We start from the raw sequence: 19,309 nt of genomic DNA on the forward strand, positions 1-19,309 counted from the left end.
GATTTACTTAAAAATAATGAATGAATTTCCTTCCTATAGAAAAAAAAGCTTGAGACTGCGTAGTCTCAAGCTTTTTTTCTTTTAAAATAAACCAAACAGTTTTACTGATTTCTCTTCTGGTCAATAGTTCATGCTTATTCTAAGAAGTCTTTTAATTGTTTTGAACGAGAAGGATGGCGCAATTTTCTTAATGCTTTAGCCTCGATCTGACGAATACGTTCCCGAGTAACACCAAATACTTTCCCCACTTCTTCCAATGTTCTCGTCCGGCCATCATCTAAACCAAAACGTAAACGAAGGACATTTTCCTCCCGGTCAGTCAATGTATCTAGTACATCTTCCAATTGTTCTTTTAGTAACTCATAAGCTGCGTGTTCTGCTGGACTTGTTGCTTCCTGGTCTTCTATGAAATCACCTAAGTGAGAGTCATCTTCTTCACCGATTGGCGTTTCAAGTGAAACAGGTTCTTGCGCGATTTTCAAGATTTCTCGGACTTTTTCTGTTGGAAGATCCATTTCCGCACCGATTTCTTCTGGCGTAGGTTCTCTTCCAAGGTCTTGCAGCAATTGACGTTGGATACGTATCAATTTATTAATTGTTTCAACCATATGAACTGGAATACGGATCGTACGTGCTTGGTCAGCGATTGCTCGAGTGATGGCTTGACGAATCCACCATGTAGCATAGGTTGAAAACTTAAATCCTTTGCGGTAGTCAAATTTTTCAACTGCCTTCATCAGTCCCATGTTTCCTTCTTGGATCAAGTCAAGGAACTGCATGCCTCGTCCTACATAACGTTTAGCGATACTTACTACTAAACGAAGGTTTGCTTCTGCCAGACGCTGTTTCGCTTCTTGGTCGCCTTCTTCGATTTTCAATGCTAACGCTACTTCTTCTTCCGCAGTTAAAAGGGAGACACGGCCAATTTCTTTCAGATACATACGAACCGGGTCATTGATTTTTACACCGGTTGGCGCAGATAGATCTTCTGTTTTTGCTTGTTCAGCTTTTTTCTCAGCACTCTTCAAGCTGTGAATTGATGGATCACCATTTTCATCCACCACACTGATACCTGCGTCTTCAATCTTTTGGATCAATTTGTCCATTTCATCTGCATTCAAAGTGAATGGTGTAGCAAGCTGATTGGATAAATCATCATATACAACTTGTCGTTTGGGTTTGTTTTCTTTGATGAAAGCTGCTACTGCTGCTTCATACGTTTTTTTATCTGTTCCATTTGCCATAAAAGAAGGCCCCCCTTGAGTAGCTATTTGGCTTGTTTTAACTGTTTCGTTAAATTGATGATTTCAATCGTCAATTCAAGCTCAAGCTGTTTGTTTCCAGTTCGTCTGGCTTCTTGCTGCATTTGTTTTTTTAATGTTATTTCATCAGCTAAGCCAGATTTGCTGATCACATCTAGCAAGTCTTGGATTTCTCGTGGCGAACTTTCTTCTGCCACCGGTAAATATTCGATTTCCACCACCAACCGCCTTAAATTTTCATCTTGCAAAAAGTCTAAAAACTCTGCAAGGTTGAATTCATAATGTTGTGAGACATATGCATCGAATAAAAAATAAACTTCTGCATATGCATCATGAATAAACTGAAATTCTCGTTCTTTTAAAATATTACGGACAGAAACTTCTTTAAATGCACGATATAATAGAATCTGCTCTGCCTTTTCTACTTGCGTCAAAGGTCTCTTTTTCCGTGCAGTTTCTTGTCTCGTAACCTGAGTGTGTTGACTTTCCTGAGGTTCTTGACGATTTTGCTGATTTGTCCTTCGAAGATCGCGCAGTTGTTTTTGTATCGTCTCTCTGCCGATCTGAAACTCTGTTGACAGTTGAGATAGATACATATCTTGTTCGATTGGTGAAACAACTCGGCTAAGTTCAACTAGTAATTCTTCGAGGTATTCGATCTTGTCTTTTTCATTATCTAAATTTTTCCCTTGTTTTAAATAACGTGATTTAAAAGTAAAGACTGTTTCGCGCCCATGAGCCACTAATTCTTGGAAAGATGCTTCTCCATACTTACGGAGATATTCATCAGGATCAAGCTTTTCTGGAACGACTACGACAGAAAGTGCTAAGCGACTGTTTTGCCGAAGCAATTCAATCCCTCGATTGGTTGCTTCAAAACCTGCGTTGTCTCCGTCATAGCAAAAGACCAATTCTTTCGTCAGCTTTTCCATTTGTTGGATCTGTTGAGCTGTTAGACTTGTCCCCATAGAAGCTAATCCAGTTTTGATACCAGCCTGCCATGCAGCAATCACATCCATAAACCCTTCGAACAACAAAATTTCTCCGTTTTTCCGGATATCGCTTCTTGCTTTATCAAGATTAAATAAAACTTGTCTTTTATTGAACAGTTCTGTTTCTGGACTATTCAAGTATTTGGGCTGATCTTTTTCCTGCCCTTTTTCAGGTGCAAGCCAGCGTCCTGAAAAACCGATCGTCTGGCCTTGAGAATTACGAAGTGGAAACATCACTCTTTGATAAAAACGATCAGACATACGGCCATCATCATGCGTGACAAACAATCCAGAGCGTTCTAACAATTCATTTGAAATTGATTCATTCTTGAATACTTGCTGAAGAAAAGAACGCTCATTAGGTGCAAAACCTATGTTGAATTCTTCAATTAATTCTAAAGACAACCCACGACTTTGCAAATATTCTAAAGCTGGCTGTCCAGCTTTTGTATGCAATAGCATGTGATGATAGATTTCCGCTGCTTTTTCATGAGCAGCAATCAGTTTCCCCGTAGCAGATTCAGGATTTTGGACAGCTATAGTACGCTGACGCCATTGATCTTCTAACGGTATCTGTTCGAAGTCTGCCACTTTTACCACTGCTTCTGGAAAACTTAGACCTTCTAGTTCTTGAAGAAAAGTAAACACGTTTCCGCCCTTACCACAACCAAAGCAATGAAAAATCTGCTTGTCTTCTGCAACAGAAAAAGACGGTGTACGTTCTTCATGAAAAGGGCACAGCCCCAAGTAATTTTTACCAGACTTTTTCAACTGGACATATTGTCCAATCACCTCAACGATATTCGTTTGACTGCGTACTGTTTCGATAACCTCTTGAGGAATCCGTTGAGCCATTTTTTCACCCCCTGCTCTATTGATATCTTTTGGGTTTAACAGAAGATATTTCAGGAGAATAACCGGTAAAAAATCGCACTAACTGAAATCAGTGCGATTTTAAAGGACACAATTATACATGTTTGATTGTATCATATTTCATTGCTTTTTCAAGTATAACACATTTCTATCTCATTAAGCATCAATTTGCTACTCTTTTCAGTAACTGATTTTGAATATCAGCCTTCCAGTACAAAACTCGAAGAACAATATTTACGAGCATGAATACAAAGAAGTATCCTACGCTCTCTCCCAACCCTAAGTTTACTTCCAAAATTCCATGGAACAGCATTGCAGCTACATATATCCCTACGATCGTCGTTACTGCTAGGAAGATGCGCAATGGGTTGAAGGGATAACAAGCTTTTACAACTGCCATGCAACTGATCCCAATCAGCAAGTAATACATCAAAGTAGTAGTTTCAGCATTTCCCCATGCGAATGTTTTTCCAAGTAGATACACCGCAATGATATTCACTACTACAAGCAAGGCATTTGGTAAAGCATTAATAAGTGCTGTAGGCAAATAACGGTAAGTGATTTTTCTTTTATCTTGTTCAAAAGATAAAAAGAAGGAAGGATACCCTTCAATCGCTAAATCAATCAGCGTGATTTGGATAGGGATAAACGGAAATCCAATTGCTGTAACGGCACATATAATCGATAAAATAAATGAATAAATCGTTTTGATAAAAAAGATGCCTGAGACTTTCGTCACATTGTTGACCACTCGGCGTCCTTCAAACAGGACTTCTGGCAATGTAGTAAAATCAGAGTCCAACAATACCAGATTCGCAATCTGACGTGTTGCTCCATCACCTTCTGCCATAGCAATGCTGCAATCTGCTTCTCTTAACGCCAAAACATCATTCACACCGTCGCCTGTCATTGCAACCGTTCTGCCGCTTTCTTTCAATTCATTTACCAGCAATTTCTTTTGCTGAGGACTCACTCGTCCAAAAACCGTATAGCGATGAGCAGCTTCTCGCACTTCCATTTCTTCAGTAATTTGAGAAAGATCGACATACGCATCATAATTCGGTAATCCTGCACGTCTAGCGATATTGGAGACAGTAAAAGGATTGTCTCCAGAAATCACTTTCAGATCCACACCTTCCTCATGAAGATAAGCTAGTGTTTCTTGAGCGTTTTTTCGGATTGGATCATCGATTTCAAACAGAGCAACCGGCTCAACAAATGCTGGTTTTTCTTCGTTCAATTGCTGATTTGGAGCGATCCCCAACATAAGTACGCGATAGCCATTCGCTTGGGCTGTTTTTAGACTGTCCGGAAGCCGATCTTCTTCCACCAAACGTTCAGGCGCTCCTACGTACACGACTCCCAGTTCTGGAAATTCCATCGCGCCCCATTTGCGATCAGAAGAAAATGCGACTTTGTTTGTCACATCATACCGATTAGAAAGCTCAAAATAATCTCTCATAGCCCGCATAGTGATGTTGTTATCACTGCTTTCTGCCAGATACGTCCCCATAATTTCTGGGATGGCTTTCTCGTACAGCGGATGTAGTGCTTCTACCCGCTGGATACTCATTTTTCCTTCAGTAATGGTCCCTGTTTTATCCAAGCATAATGTATCGACATGGGCCAGCGTTTCAATTGAATACATGTCTTGAACAAGGATTCGTTTTTTTGCCAGTTTGGTTACCCCTGTCGTTAATGCAATACTTATTAGCAATACCAAACCCTTTGGAAGCATGCCTAACAAAGCTGCTGCAGATGCAATAACAGAAATTTTGATAGAAGCATCGCGGATGAACAGTGCTTCCAAAAATAGTATGATCCCCAAAGGAATAATCACGAAACTAGTGAATTTGGATACTTTGCGAATCGAATCTACAAGTTCAGAACGAATAGCTTTGTGAGTCTTTGCCTCGCTAGTCAAGCGGACAGCATAATTATCTGCACCTACTCGGATAACTTCAGCCATGACAGAACCGCTTGTCAAAAAGCTTCCAGAAAGCAATTCAGCTCCAGTTTCTTTGACAATCAAATCAGATTCGCCTGTCAAAAGAGCTTCATTTGCTTCTGCCCGTCCAGATATAACCTGTAAATCGGCTGGTATCTGTTCTCCTGCTCCGATTTTTACCAAATCTCCTAATACCAGCTCTTTAGTAGAAATCGATTGTTCTTTACCGTCCCGGATCACTAGTACTTCTGATTGGGAAACAATCGACAATTTCCGTACAAGATTTCTTGCATGTATTTCTTGATAAATTCCAATAACGATATTGACGACAATAATTGCTAAATACGCCATGTTGGAATACGCACCTACAAATAACAGACAAATCCCAATACCAAAGTTCAGAAAATTGAATAACGTCAATATATTATCGCTGAATATTTGTTTTGTACTTTTTGATGCATCTTCCTGGTAGTCATTTTGCTGGCCAGAAGCCATTTTCTGAACTACCTCTTGCTGTGTAAGTCCATTCATTTTCTTTTTCTCCATTTTCCGCCAACTTTCAAAAATAATCACGTGTTTAAGTCTAGCGTGTTCCAAGATTAAAAACAACTTGTTTTTATAAAATTTATAGAAAAACACACGAATGATTTTACAAAAAAGATGCCAACCTTTTTGTTTGAATCACCCGTGTGCTGTTTTTATTATCAATCTATCTTTACTTATATTGTTCCTCCAAACGGCTCATCCACCAACCTAGTGCTGTACCGGCTATAAAAAGAACAGGACAAGCTAGTACCCCAGCAACTCCCAATCCCGCGTAATCGGTAGGAATGATCATAATCGTTGAAGCAAAAACTACACCTAAAATGAAATGGAATAGCTTGCTATATGCCTTTGAGAAAATGTAATCCATGATTTTTGACAATCCAAGAACACAAAGAATCCCACCAATTCCGATCGGCACAATCACTTCAAGTCGTACTTCTTTAAATCCGTCAGCCATCGCTTTATACAATCCCATATACACCAAAAAATTAGAAGGGCTCAATCCTGGGACGATCATACCCAAACCAATCAATCCGCCGGCAATCAGCCATGTTCCAAAATTCTGATCGACTTGCCCGTCAAATAATTGAGCGCCGTATAATAAAAACAAATAAGCCAGAACAAAAGTAACAACCATGATGATCACATCAGAAGTATCTCTTCCTTTTTTCCCTGCTTCTTTCCATAACGCAGGAACAGTTCCAGCGATACATCCGACAAAAAACCATAATATCGTTGTTTCATACGCACCTAATAAAAAACTGACTAAAAAAGAAAGTAGAAAGATGCCTGTCACTCCGCCTAGACCAACAGGCAGAAAAAACAAAACATTTTCTTTGAAATTTTTTGTAAGGTGGGCTAAAAAAGAAATCAGCCGCTCATACATGCCAAAGACAGCTGCTAATGCACCACCGCTGACTCCTGGCAAGATAAATCCTGAACCGATAAACATTCCCTTCACAAACCGTAACATCCAGTCTTTGGTTGTGTATCCCACTTTTTGATTTTCCATTTTTTGCCTTTTTTCCACTATTTGCGCACTCCTTCTTTCATTTAATTTTATTCATGATTGAACATTTCCTGCTATTTTACTTAAAGACTTTTTCATAGGTCTCTATTATTTTTTCATTCATTTTGACAATATCAGGATAAAACATGTTACCTCCATTATGATAGAGATAGCCGCCATTGTAAAGCAAGGACTGGATCCGCCAATATCGGTATTGTTTCCCTTCCTCATTTCCTAAAAGTGGGCTCAGCACATCTTTAGAATACGCTTCTGCTAATTCTACTGTGTTTTCTCCGCCATGATTTTTTACATAGGCAATATAATCTTTCCCAAAATTATATGCTTGGACAGCTGTCCATAAATCGCATCCTTGTTTCTTTGCTTCTACTATCATTTCCGCCAAATATTTGACACCTTGATCAATACTGTCAGCTGGATTATCAATGATCTCAGCTTCTCCATGCAGACTTTCCGAGCTCTGCATGAGATCTGTCCCTTTTCCTTTTGATTCGGTCAATATTATCGCCTTGATCAAATTCTCGTAGTTTTCCATATGATAATTTTTTGCAGCTGTTGTTATTTCTATTTGATAGCTTTCCACTCGTTTTACCGAACGATAAGTTCTTCCTCCTAAAAACAACACCGCACCAATAACCGTCAGAATGATCATGTAAAAAAGAATACGGATAATAGATAATCGTTTTCGCTTCATTTCATCACCTAGTTATTTTGACATCTTTTTTTATCTTACTATTTCTTTATCTTCTTGGCTATTTCTTCCTTGATTTCTGTGTACGCCTTAAGAAAAAATGAATTTTCCTGTATTTTTTGTCATCTTACGAAAATGATCGTTGTTTTTCAGTAAAAACAATTGCCCAATGACTGATATAATCGTTATACTTTACACAGTAGGTGATTATGTGAAAAAAGAAAAGAAATATGCAAAAATGCCAGATGGGAGCGAAATTTACTATGAAAAGAGCGGTCAAGGCTTCCCTCTCTTTTTACTGCATGGCAATGACGGCAGCGGCCGCTTTTTTTCAGAACAGGTCCCTGTACTCGAACGCTACTATACCGTGTATCTAGTAGATAGCCGAGGACATGGTCGTTCGACAAACGAAGCATCTATGTTGAATTTTCAGTTAATGGCCGAGGATCTGAATACGATCATGTTGCTGGAAAAAATCGATCAGGCAGATTTTCTTGGATTTAGTGATGGAGCAAATCTAGCACTGGTATTTGCCAGCAGCTTCCCTAAAAAAGTTCATCGATTGATTTTAAATTCTGGAAACACGCTTGTTAAAGGCGTTCGTTTTTCTGCCAGAGTCATCAGTAATATTCATTATGCATGGGTATGGTTACTCTCTTTATTTCGCCCAAGTCTTCGCAAAAATCTTTTAGTTATCAAACTTTTGCTGCATGACATCGGGCTTACAGAAAATGATTTAAAAAAAATCAACTCCCCCACTTTGATCATCGTGGGAAAAAAAGATGTAATCAAGCTAAAACATTCTTTGTATATAGCTAAAACTATACCAAAAGCTTCCTTTGTGCTTGTGAAAGAACAAGGACATGAATTAGCTAGAAAAGATCCTGAACGCTTCAATCGAGAAGTTCTTCAATTTCTTTCTGAAACATAACTATTAGGAATAGAAGGTGATTTATTTGTTAAAAAATACCATACAATGGCTGAAAAACCACCTAGGACTGTTCAAAACAATCTTTTTGATTTCTGTCATTGTCATTATTGTCGGTGAATTGATGTCCATCGGTAAAACTCTATCTATCCAGCAATTAGGAGAAACGTTTGCCACTATACCTGTATGGAAAAGCGGACTTATGCTGTTGATTGGTCTTGTCTCTGTGTTACCTATGATTGGTTATGATATTATTTTGAATCGGATGCTTGAACAAAAGCAGAATCCTCGTTACTTGTTTGAGACAAGCTGGCTGATCAATACAATCAACAATATTGCCGGTTTCGGCGGGTTTGTTAGTGTGGGGCTTCGCTCTGAACTATATGGACAAAAGAAAGAGAGCAGAAACGTGATCCAAGCATTATCGAAAGTTTTCTTGTTTTTGATGGCTGGACTTTCTATTTACAGTCTGCTTTCTTTTTTACTTGTAGTCTTCACGCCAGTTGCTCCTTTTTTGAAGCAATATTGGATATGGTTGATCGGCGGCGGTCTATATTTTCCTGTCGTCTTTTTATTTACTACTTTCAAAAAGAAAGGATTCCTTGGTGGTACCTCACTTAAAACTCAAGGACAGCTATTGCTAGTTTCATTGTTGGAATGGACCGGTGTCCTGTTTAGTTTCCTTTCTGTTGGTTATTTAATGGAAATCCGGATTGATCTGTGGCAAACAATTCCGTTATTCATTGCTGCTTCAGTGATAGGAATCGTGTCTATGATTCCAGGAGAAATTGGGAGTTTCGATGTAATGATGATTATCGGGTTGTCCGCTATTGGTGTGCCAAGAGAAATAGTCGTTGTGTGGATCTTGCTCTATCGCCTGTTCTACTACATCATTCCGTTTTTGATTGGAATCGTCTTTTTCTTCAAAAATATCGGTTCCACTTTTGATCAGCGTTATTCTGGTATCCCTAAACAATTAGCAACAGAAATTGCGCATAAAATCGTGGTTGTCTTATTATACTTTTCTGGAATCATGCTAGTACTTTCTGCCACTATCCCGCAAGCTTTTACAGAGTTTCGCTGGCTTCATAGTTTGAACCCATTGAAATTTCATTTTATTATCCAATTTCCTAGTATACTATTGGGATTTCTTTTAATCATTATGGGCAGAGGGATCGCAGCACGTGTGAAACGAGCATATTTGCCTACAATTTTCTTGATTGTTCTAGCTTTACTTTATGTTTTATTAAGTGATTTTAGTTTCACACCGGTGGTTTTCTTGTCTATTCTGCTTCTGATCATTCTTGCTTCTAAAAACGAATTATTTCGGGAACAATTGATCTATTCATGGGAGTGGCGTACGATCGATGGAATCATTATTGGTGCACTGTCCTTGCTTTACATCGTTATTGGGGTATACAATCTGCCGGATTTCCCTCATCGGCGTCACCATTTTATTTCCTTTTTCTTATTTCCTTCTGAAAAGATTTGGTTTTCGGGATTGTTGGCCATCATCGCTGTTAGTTTCATGATCGTTCTATTTGTTCATTTCCTTCAAGGAGAAAAGAAACAGATTGGCGAAGCCTTTAATGAAGAAAAGGCCCTGAAGATCCTTACAACTTATGGAGGAAACTCCGATAGTCAATTGATCTTCTTAAAAGATAAGCGGATGTTTGCCTATGAAAAAGACGGTGAACCAACTGTTCTTCTCCAATTCGCTTGCTTCAATAATAAATGTATTGTAATGGGTGATCCTTCTGGTAAGAAAGAAGATTTTCCAGAAGCAATCGAAGCTTTTATCGAAGAAACAGATCGACTATGCTATTTACCAGTTTTCTACGAAACAAGCGAAGAGATTGTTATGATTTTGCATGAATTCGGCTACGATTTCATTAAGATGGGGGAAGAAGCTTATGTAGACCTGAATAGTTTTACAACTTCAGGGAAAAAAATGAAGGGCACTCGTGCTGTCTTGAATCGGATCGAACGAGAAGGATTTACATTTGATGTCTTACAACCACCATTTTCTACTGAGCAAATGAGTACTTTCAAAAATATCTCTGATAATTGGTTGGGTTCACGAAAGGAAAAAGGGTTTTCTTTAGGCTTTTTCTCTGAAGATTATCTACAAAGAGCGCCTATTGCAGTTGTCAAAAATACCCAAGAAGAAATTGTCGCTTTTGCAACGATCATGCCTACTTACACGAACAATAAAGTAGGAACGATTGATCTGATGCGATATGATCCTAAAAAAGCACCTTCTGGCAGTATGGATTTCTTGTTCTTGCATTTGTTTGCCTATATGAAAGAAGAACATATCCAATGGTTCAATTTAGGGATGGCCCCTCTTTCAAATGTCGGAACTTCCAGAAAGAGTTTTTTACAGGAAAGGATTGCATACTTGGTTTACGAGTTTGGTTCTCATTTTTATTCTTTCAATGGATTAAGAGAATATAAAAGCAAGTACGCTACAAACTGGGTCTCACGTTATACTCTATATTCTAGAGATAGTTGGATTGCATATGTTATGATTGCTTTGCTGATTATTGATAATGCGCCAGTTGAGCAGACACAAGGTAGAATAAGTGGTTTGAAAAAATGGATACGAAGAAAGTATTAAAAACTGCATACCGATAGATGAACACTCTCATGATGAATAAAAGAGACTGAAGTAAAACGAAAGTTCATGCTTCTACAATCTCTTCTTATACAATTGAAGAACAAAGAGCGGTCCAAACAGAAATCCTGTTTGGACCGCTCTTTTATTTTAAACATTTTTCATTACCAAAATATTCGAGTCGCGTTTCTTATGCTTCGATCTCTGTAACGATACCTGAACCTACTGTCCGTCCGCCTTCACGAATTGAGAATGTCGTTCCGTTTTCAACAGCGATTGGATGGATCAAGTCAACATCAATCGTCACGTTGTCACCAGGCATGACCATTTCTGTATCTTCTGGCAATGTGATTGTTCCTGTAACATCAGTTGTGCGGAAGTAGAACTGTGGACGATAGTTGTTGAAGAATGGAGTATGACGTCCACCTTCTTCTTTTGTCAACACGTACACTTCTGCTTTGAATTTTGTATGTGGAGTAATGGAACCTGGTTTAGCAAGTACTTGTCCACGTTCGATATCGTCACGTTGGATCCCCCGTAACAACACGCCTACGTTATCCCCAGCTTCCCCGTAATCTAACGTTTTACGGAACATTTCTACACCTGTTACAACTGCTTTTTGTGTTTCAGGTTTGATCCCTACGATCTCTACCTCATCACCGACACGAACAGCACCACGATCAATACGACCTGAGGCAACAGTTCCTCGACCTGTAATTGAGAAGACGTCTTCCACTGGCAATAGTAATGGTTTATCTGTATCACGTTCTGGTGTTGGGATATATTCATCTACTGTATCCATCAATTCCATAATAGCAGCTTCAGCATCTGGATCGCCTTGCAATGCTTTTAATGCGGAACCTTTGATCACAGGAGTGTCATCGCCTGGGAAACCATATTCGCTCAATAACTCGCGAACTTCCATTTCTACCAAATCGATCAATTCTTCATCATCGACTAAATCAACTTTGTTCAAGAAAACAATCAGGTATTTTACACCAACTTGGCGTGACAATAAAATGTGTTCACGTGTTTGAGGCATCGGACCGTCAGTTGCAGAAACAACTAAGATTGCACCATCCATTTGTGCTGCCCCTGTAATCATGTTTTTCACATAGTCCGCGTGTCCTGGTGCATCAATATGCGCGTAGTGGCGTTTTTCTGTTTCATATTCTACGTGTGCGGTATTGATCGTAATCCCACGTTCACGTTCTTCTGGAGCTGCATCAATACTAGCATAGTCTTGAGGATTTGCTAGGCCTTTTTTGCCTAATACTGTAGTGATCGCAGCAGTTAAAGTAGTTTTCCCATGGTCAACGTGTCCAATCGTACCAATGTTAACGTGTGGTTTACTTCTGTCATAATGTTCTTTTGCCATAATTTACAAACCTCCTAAATAATATAGATCACTGAAAAATTTCAGCTCTCACCTTTTTATTATAGTCTTTTTTTGACTAAATCAAAAAGAATACGTCCGACTTACTTTTTGTAAGATTCGAACTAAGCTTATTATACGTCAATATTGGTCAAAGTCAACTAAGAGCACTCGCTTGTCTTATACGCGAAAAAAGTACCTTTTATAAATAAAAAAATGTGTTTTTTGAGAAAAACTTCAAGATAGTCCTTAACTTTCTTTTGAAGCAATAAGAACAAAATGAGGAAAAGTTTAAAATTCAGCTGTTGCCAACAACTTTCAATAGACGAAATCTTCTATTTCGTTAATAATAAGGAAAGAGGTGAAGTACATGAAAAAATTAATTGGCGTACTTGTCGTTTTAGGCATATTTCTCGGTGGAAGTTTTGCAGCTTATCATTATTTTTACGGCGGCGAAGCTTATTATACAAAAATCACGACGAATGGCGAAATGTCAGCTACCCAAGCAGATAGCGGAGAGAAATTCACGACTTATACCTACAAGCAAGCGGCTTATAATAAAGATGGTGAAAAAAAACAGGTGACGCTTCGCGAAGAAAGAGAACATCCATTAAAGATGAATGCGTATCTTAAACTCAAAGTCAATCCTCGTAAAGGTGTATTAAGCTGGGAAGAAATAAAGGCTTCTGAAGTGCCTAAAAATGCGGCAGAAAAAATCGATAATTAGTAAATGGTCTTAAAATTTTATTAGATAAAAAGAGGCTGGGACAGAAGCGTTTAACTCCAAGAAATAAGAAGGAGTTGCTTCTGCTTCCGCCGTTTATACGTGTTTAGAGCGTGAGACAAAAGTGTTCTTTACTTTTGTCTCACGCTCTTTTTTTGTTATATTCGTCTTTTCCGATCCTTCTCTTGACACAATTCATTTAACTGATCACTGGTACTTGAACACCTAATGTTCTAGTCATTTTTATAAACGATTCAATACTTCATCCACATTTTTGATCATCACGGATATCGTACCATCCGGATTATTCACAAATTCAATCAAATCTGGGTTGCGATATACATCTACTGGTACGATCAGTTCGATCCCGTTTGATAGCTTGAATTTTTGTTTTCCAAATTTTTTCTCAGAAATTTCTTGTACTTCTTTTACAGGAGGTGCTTCTGGGACAAATCCTTGCTCTTGTACTTCTTCTTTAAAAGCCATTTTTGCCGTGATGTTTTCCTTGAAGACTTTTTCCGCAATCATCTCATGATCCAACCGACCTTTTTCTTCTATCGTATCATAGACAGCTTCTTTCAAATCAGCCATGATATCAAATTCTTCTGTCTCAAATTTTTTTCCAAGATGCTTGGCTACTTTTTGGATCACTTTTACATTTTCTTCTAAAGAAGGTGCAGGAACACTTTCGATCACTCTTCCAGAAAAATAAAGCTCTTTTTTGCCAGAAAACTCATATTTTTTTTCAATTAATTCGTAGGTCCAATCAGTCAAATTCACAGCGAATGCTTCATCTGCTTTTTGTGTTTTCGCCCCTAGAATTGCTCGATTCAAAATCAAGCGGTTGTCGATCCCTGCTTCGTCTGCTTCAACAAAGTGAGTGTAAGCCTCACGATAATTGACTTTCAATAAAGATAAGTACATCACTGTATCTAATTCATACAAAACAACAAATACATCTGCACTAGGTGCTTCTTCACTTTCTTGGTAGATATCGAACCACCGCTGAACGATTGCTTCACTTGCTTCCACAAAATTTTCTTGAGCGATTTTAAGTGATTCAACGATCATGCTTTCTTCTGCTAGTTGTCCAGTTTTTGTTTGAGCAGAAGAGATTTTTTGGATCTTCTTTTGAAGAAAATCACGAATATATTCTTTTGTCAGATCCAGCTCTTTTTGTGAAAAGACTGGAGAACCAGTTTCTCTGTCAATAATATGCAGAATTGCTTTTTTTAAATAGATATCCATTTTCTCATTCCCTTCTGTCTTAGTTTACGGAAAAAAAATCAAAAATACCAGAATCAAAATCATTTTCTTTTAAACAAAAATTTCAAGAGTAGAAACAAAATGGATTCTTTTTTTCGAAAAATGCGCTACACTTATAGTTGAACGAATAAAAAAGGAGCTGAAAGTATGAATTCATTAACAAGCACTTATCGTCTATCAAATGGTTACGAAATCCCGGTAGTAGGATTCGGCACATGGCAAACACCTGATGGGGATGTCGCTGTTTCCTCTGTTAAAGAAGCGCTGGCTGCAGGTTATCGCCATATCGATACTGCCCAAGGATACAAGAATGAAGAAAGTGTCGGCCAAGCGATTAAGGAAAGTGGAATTCCTAGAGAAGAGATATTCTTGACAACAAAATTATGGAATGCAAACCACAGCTATGAACTTGTGATGTCTTCTTTTGAAGAATCATTGAAGAAGCTCCAAACAGATTATTTAGATCTGTTTTTGATCCACTGGCCAAACCCTGTTGCTTTTCGTGATAATTGGGAACAAGCAAATGCAGATACATGGCGAGCATTTGAAGAACTGTATGAAGCAGGTAAAATCAAAGCAATCGGTGTGAGCAATTTCTTACCCCACCATCTAGATACACTAGCAAAAACAGCAAAAATTATGCCGATGGTCAATCAAGTTTTCCTTGCACCAGGCGAATTACAGCCAACTGTAGTTGAGTATGCAAAAAAACATGATATGATCCTCGAAGCATATAGTCCATTAGGCACTGGTAAAATCTTCGATGTGCCTGAAATGAAACAAATCGCTGAAGCACATGACAAGACGATTGCACAAGTTGCTTTGCGTTGGTCGCTGCAACACGAATTCCTTCCTCTTCCTAAGTCAGTGACACCAAGCAGAATCAAAGAAAATACTGAATTATTTGATTTTGAATTAACAGAAGAAGAAATGAAACAAATCGATCAGTTAGATGGTGTAGTCGGCAAAGCAAAAGACCCAGATACTACCCAATTTTAAGTCGAAAGGTGATTTTATGGATCCAATCGAACGCTTGAATTCTCTCTCGGAAGAAGTTACCCAGACTTTTCATTCCGATTTTGTCTTTTTGATCGATGCAGAGAAAATCCAACATTTTCCTGCAAGAAACTGGACACATGATCAAATCATCGAAGAACTGAAAAAACGGTTCGATCATTCGCTAATGGTCAAACCCTGGCACGAACATGAAGTCATTTATTCACCTGAACTACCTGTTTTTGCCTTGATACCGAAAAAATAGAAAGAATGGAACGGATTATGTATATATACATAATCCGTTCCATTTTTTATTTTTCTTTCAAAAAACGGGAAAATACGCAAATTTTTCTGTTGTAATTTGCGTATACGCAAGTTTTTTTGCATTACTCCTTTTCATTTGGCTGTTTTTTTCTTATAATCGAAAGGGTATGAGCGAAGGAGAGAACATATGAAGAAAAAACAGAAACAAAAATTATTAAATCAATTCCGTCCTTCATTGGATGGTGTAAGAGGACAATTATTCCGTTCTCTAGAAGAAGAGAGCTTGCGACGTTATGGTTTGCCGTTACAAGTCATGCTTGATCCCAAAAACCGTCAAATCTTAACGATCGGATTAGCTGGGAAAACAAATGAAGATACACGGATCAACGTGCCAATCGATGACAACTTCAATACTGTATTAAAGAGAATTCGTTCAGGAGAAAACGGGATTTTCGAACGATTCCGTGACAATCTTCTTATTGAAATCGTGTCTTACTGGAATGATCAACGATTGAAAAACGATGAACCAACTGCGCAAGCTGTTGCGACACCAGTTACAGAAGAAACAGTCAGTGTGCCAGAAGAAAAAACGGAAAAACCAAAAGCGGACACAACTGAAAATACACGCTCAACTGATACGAATGCCGCTTTAAGTTTTGCTGATTTTTCAAAAGCCGTTGCTGAGTATCCTAAATTTTACACAGAACAAAATGAACATGAAGTAGTTATTAATGAAAAAAATGCTGATGAACCTCGTAAATTAGCAACTATTTCTATGACTACTGAAAATGAGTTCGTTATCGAAAAAGCACTCGAACGGAAATACAAAGTCAAATTGACTTTGATTCCTTTGATCGAACAATTTGCAGCGACAGCGATTACTGATCGATAAAAATTCTATTTGTCATAAAAGGCTGGGATTTAAAATCCCAGCCTTTTTAGTCATATAATAATTTCTACAGCAAGTAAAAAGAAATTCCTTCTAACATCAGGCTCAAATATCAGCTTGACCTGTCCAACAAATCACCTATGATCCTACAATGTTAGGCGACTTCTCTTCTACCTGAAGATATCTTGGAGTTGCCTGATTTCTTAAGATGCCTAACCTTAACTATAAAAAATTCTAATAATAAACATATTTTCTGATAGAGAAAAAAGCAAGATCTGCAGTAAATAAAATAACTGTAAATCTTGCTTTATTCTTCTAAAGATATTGCTTTTTTATTTTTCCCGGATTTTTTCCAATATTTGTATAGCTGTCTGCTGGTTCATCTTTTCTGCTTCACGTAATTTTTTCGCAACTTGCTCGATTTCCTCACCAATAGCCCCAATTGAGATCGCTAATGAACGAGCTTGAAGTCCCATGTGGCCTTTTTGGATTCCTTCTGTAACTAATGCACGCAAAGCAGCCAGGTTTTGAGCTAACCCTACTGCAGCAATTACTTGTGCTAGTTCCTTGGCTGAATCAATATCTAACATAGCTAAAGATGCTTTTGCTTTTGGCAGGATATTGGAAGCTCCGCCTACTGTGGCAACAGCCAAAGGCACCGTTAGTTTTCCAACTAGTTTATCCCCTTTGATCTGCCAGTCTGTTAATCCTTGGTATAATCCATTTCTTGCCGCGTAGGCGTGGATCGAAGCGCTAACCGCACGTGTATCATTTCCTGTAGCTGCCACTACAGCTTCTATACCATTCATGATCCCTTTGTTGTGCGTTGCTGCACGGTAAGGGTCAAGCTTCGCATATTCCCCTGCCTGTTGGATTTTTTTGGCAATTTGTTCACCGATTTCTTTGTTTCTCCCTAAGCGTTCGAATGGGATTTCACAACAGGCAGAAGCCAATGATTCTGTAGCAAAATTACTTAAAATACTGAATAGAATCTCTTCTTCAGGGAACCACTCCCGTAACTTGTTTGCCACACTCTCAAGAATCGAGTTGATCATGTTAGCGCCCATTGCATCTTTTACATCCACTAAAAAATCAATAGATAAGTATGCATGGAAACTCCCCATGAATTCCCGAGTAGAGATATCTTGAACACCGCCCCCGCGTTTCACGATTGAAGGATAACTTTCATTTGCACAAAGAATCAGCTCTTCTTTTCGATGATTAACTGCATTGATCACTGCTTGATACTCCGATTTTCCTGATAGAACGATTTGCCCTCGCATCAGCCGCTGAGGTGTTTCTGCGCAGATATTTCCACAGATTTTTGCACCATTACTTGCAGCTGCAATGACAGATGGTTCCTCTGTTGCCATCGGAATCCATTTTTTCTTGCCATTGATTTGAAAATTCTGCGCGATGCCCATTGGGATTTCCACTTCACTCACTTGGTTTTCGATCATGTGATCGGAGAGCTCTTCAGAAAGTGTTTGTTCCTGAAAAATCAACGCAGTTTCTTGTGTCAATACATTTTTTTCTATTAATTGACTGCGCCGTTCAGATGGCGTAAGCTGATAAAACTTTTTTTTTTGCACATCCTTATGTGTTTGCTCCATATTCGCTTCTAACAAGACTGCCAAGCCTAAACCTCCACCAATACATAATGAAGCAATACCGTATCTCTTCTGTTCACGAAGCAATCCGTAAGCTAATGTAGTCAAGATACGTGCACCGCTTGCACCAATTGGATGGCCTAATGCGATTGCTCCTCCATATATATTGACCTTTTCTTCATCTAACTGCAGTTCTTGGCTAACTACGATAGAAGAAGCTGCAAATGCTTCATTGATCTCAAAAAGATCGATTGTTGATAAATTCATTCCTGATCTATCTGTCAATTTTTGAATGGCTTTGATTGGAGCGATTCCCATGATACTTGGGTCAATACCGACCTCCGCTACTTCTTTGATGGTTGCTAAATAAGGCAGATTATTATTTTCTGCGTATTCTTTGGATGCAAGGATCACCACAGAGGCACCGTCATTCAACGGGGAAGCATTTCCTGCTGTTACAGTTCCTTCTTCTGAGAATACTGTACGTAACGTGCCCAGTTTTTCCAATGTACTATTTCCACGAACTGCTTCATCCTCAGATAACACGTCTTCATCAGAAATCTTGACTGGGATGATCTCCTCAGAAAATACACCGGCTTCGACAGCATGTGCTGCTTTCAACTGGGACGACAAGGCATAGCGATCCTGCTCTTCTCTGCTCACAGAAAATTGTGTTGCAACATTCTCTGCGGTTAATCCCATATGTGCATTTGAAAATGCGTCAGTCAATCCGTCGTTGACCATACTGGAAATTGGTTCACCATATTCATTTGTTTCTGACTGATACTGTTTCAGCATAGGTGCTTGAGACATACTCTCTGTTCCGCCGGCTATCACAAGTTCTGCTTCACCTAATTGGATCAGCTGGCGTGCTAAGATCACTGCTTTCATACCAGATCCGCAAACTTCATTGATCGTCATTGCTGGGACATCTACAGGGAGACCGCTGTTCAAAGCAATCTGTCTGGCAACATTTTGACCATTACCAGCTTGCAGGACATTTCCAAATATTACTTGATCGATTTTATCTTTTTTCAGTTTTGTTTTATCTAATAATCCTTTAGTCACAAGTGTGCCTAATTCAACTGCAGTAAATGGACTTAAACTTCCGCGATACTTTCCTATCGGCGTTCTTGCAGCATCTATCATAACGACTTCTTTCAAGTAAGCCACCTCCTACAAAAATATACCATTCTTTGCTGTAAAAACAAATAGCTCTTGTTCCAGTTGTTTTTTTCTAAGATTAAATTTTAACAATCCTTAAATATTCTCTTTTTTATATTTCTTTTAATCTTTTTATG

The 19,309-nt window shown here is 38.6% G+C and carries 14 protein-coding genes; 6 read left to right on the forward strand and 8 right to left on the reverse strand.

All coding sequences use genetic code 11. From position 1 onward, the window contains the following. Nucleotides 1–134: 134 nt before the first annotated feature. The 5 genes from rpoD to IGL31_RS08085 all read right to left on the reverse strand — a co-directional run bounded on the left by rpoD (nucleotide 135) and on the right by IGL31_RS08085 (nucleotide 7,342). Nucleotides 135–1,244: an RNA polymerase sigma factor RpoD gene (rpoD, locus tag IGL31_RS08065; RefSeq protein WP_002289498.1), complete on the reverse strand. Its 1,110-nt coding sequence runs from the start codon at nucleotides 1,242–1,244 to the stop codon at nucleotides 135–137. A 23-nt stretch (nucleotides 1,245–1,267) separates the two neighbouring features. Further along, entirely contained in the window at nucleotides 1,268–3,109 is a 1,842-nt protein-coding gene (gene dnaG, locus IGL31_RS08070; protein WP_002289497.1) for a DNA primase, read from the reverse strand. Between the two features lie 181 nt (nucleotides 3,110–3,290). Further along, complete coding sequence (locus IGL31_RS08075) at nucleotides 3,291–5,606, reverse strand: cation-translocating P-type ATPase (RefSeq protein WP_002303731.1); 2,316 nt, start codon at nucleotides 5,604–5,606, stop codon at nucleotides 3,291–3,293. Nucleotides 5,607–5,790: 184 nt separating this feature from the next. Beyond that, complete coding sequence (locus IGL31_RS08080; protein WP_002298152.1) at nucleotides 5,791–6,651, reverse strand: DUF368 domain-containing protein; 861 nt, start codon at nucleotides 6,649–6,651, stop codon at nucleotides 5,791–5,793. A gap of 58 nt (nucleotides 6,652–6,709) precedes the next feature. After that, on the reverse strand, nucleotides 6,710–7,342 hold the full coding sequence (locus IGL31_RS08085; protein WP_002289460.1) for a lysozyme family protein: 633 nt from the start codon (nucleotides 7,340–7,342) through the stop codon (nucleotides 6,710–6,712). A gap of 166 nt (nucleotides 7,343–7,508) precedes the next feature. Here IGL31_RS08085 and IGL31_RS08090 point away from each other — a divergent pair, with 166 nt between their 5' ends. Both IGL31_RS08090 and mprF read left to right on the forward strand, forming a co-directional pair. Then, nucleotides 7,509–8,270, forward strand: coding sequence for an alpha/beta fold hydrolase (locus IGL31_RS08090; RefSeq protein WP_002289461.1), 762 nt, complete (start codon nucleotides 7,509–7,511; stop codon nucleotides 8,268–8,270). A 25-nt stretch (nucleotides 8,271–8,295) separates the two neighbouring features. After that, nucleotides 8,296–10,887: a bifunctional lysylphosphatidylglycerol flippase/synthetase MprF gene (gene mprF, locus IGL31_RS08095; RefSeq protein ID WP_086300137.1), complete on the forward strand. Its 2,592-nt coding sequence runs from the start codon at nucleotides 8,296–8,298 to the stop codon at nucleotides 10,885–10,887. 187 nt (nucleotides 10,888–11,074) lie between these two features. Here the strand turns inward: mprF and tuf are convergent, their stop codons facing one another. Continuing rightward, entirely contained in the window at nucleotides 11,075–12,262 is a 1,188-nt protein-coding gene (tuf, locus tag IGL31_RS08100) for an elongation factor Tu (protein ID WP_002289463.1), read from the reverse strand. Nucleotides 12,263–12,629: 367 nt separating this feature from the next. Between tuf and IGL31_RS08105 the strand changes: the two genes are divergently transcribed. Further along, nucleotides 12,630–12,986, forward strand: a complete 357-nt coding sequence (locus IGL31_RS08105; RefSeq protein ID WP_002323408.1) for a YxeA family protein — start codon at nucleotides 12,630–12,632, stop codon at nucleotides 12,984–12,986. Nucleotides 12,987–13,226: 240 nt separating this feature from the next. Here the strand turns inward: IGL31_RS08105 and IGL31_RS08110 are convergent, their stop codons facing one another. Continuing rightward, entirely contained in the window at nucleotides 13,227–14,231 is a 1,005-nt protein-coding gene (locus tag IGL31_RS08110; protein ID WP_002294378.1) for a nucleoid-associated protein, read from the reverse strand. Between the two features lie 165 nt (nucleotides 14,232–14,396). On the opposite strand from IGL31_RS08110, the gene IGL31_RS08115 reads away from it, so the two are divergent. From IGL31_RS08115 to IGL31_RS08125, 3 genes are all read left to right on the forward strand, one after another. Then, nucleotides 14,397–15,248 (forward strand): aldo/keto reductase, encoded by an 852-nt coding sequence (locus IGL31_RS08115; protein WP_002319269.1) that lies wholly within the window; start codon nucleotides 14,397–14,399, stop codon nucleotides 15,246–15,248. A 16-nt stretch (nucleotides 15,249–15,264) separates the two neighbouring features. Then, nucleotides 15,265–15,510: a hypothetical protein gene (locus IGL31_RS08120; protein ID WP_002289275.1), complete on the forward strand. Its 246-nt coding sequence runs from the start codon at nucleotides 15,265–15,267 to the stop codon at nucleotides 15,508–15,510. Between the two features lie 186 nt (nucleotides 15,511–15,696). Further along, nucleotides 15,697–16,401, forward strand: coding sequence for a hypothetical protein (locus IGL31_RS08125; protein ID WP_002289272.1), 705 nt, complete (start codon nucleotides 15,697–15,699; stop codon nucleotides 16,399–16,401). 329 nt (nucleotides 16,402–16,730) lie between these two features. Here the strand turns inward: IGL31_RS08125 and IGL31_RS08130 are convergent, their stop codons facing one another. Next, complete coding sequence (locus IGL31_RS08130) at nucleotides 16,731–19,172, reverse strand: hydroxymethylglutaryl-CoA reductase, degradative (protein WP_002289271.1); 2,442 nt, start codon at nucleotides 19,170–19,172, stop codon at nucleotides 16,731–16,733. Nucleotides 19,173–19,309 lie beyond the last annotated feature (137 nt).

The organism is Enterococcus sp. MSG3290 (assembly GCF_050555565.1).
Classification (GTDB): domain Bacteria; phylum Bacillota; class Bacilli; order Lactobacillales; family Enterococcaceae; genus Enterococcus_B; species Enterococcus_B faecium.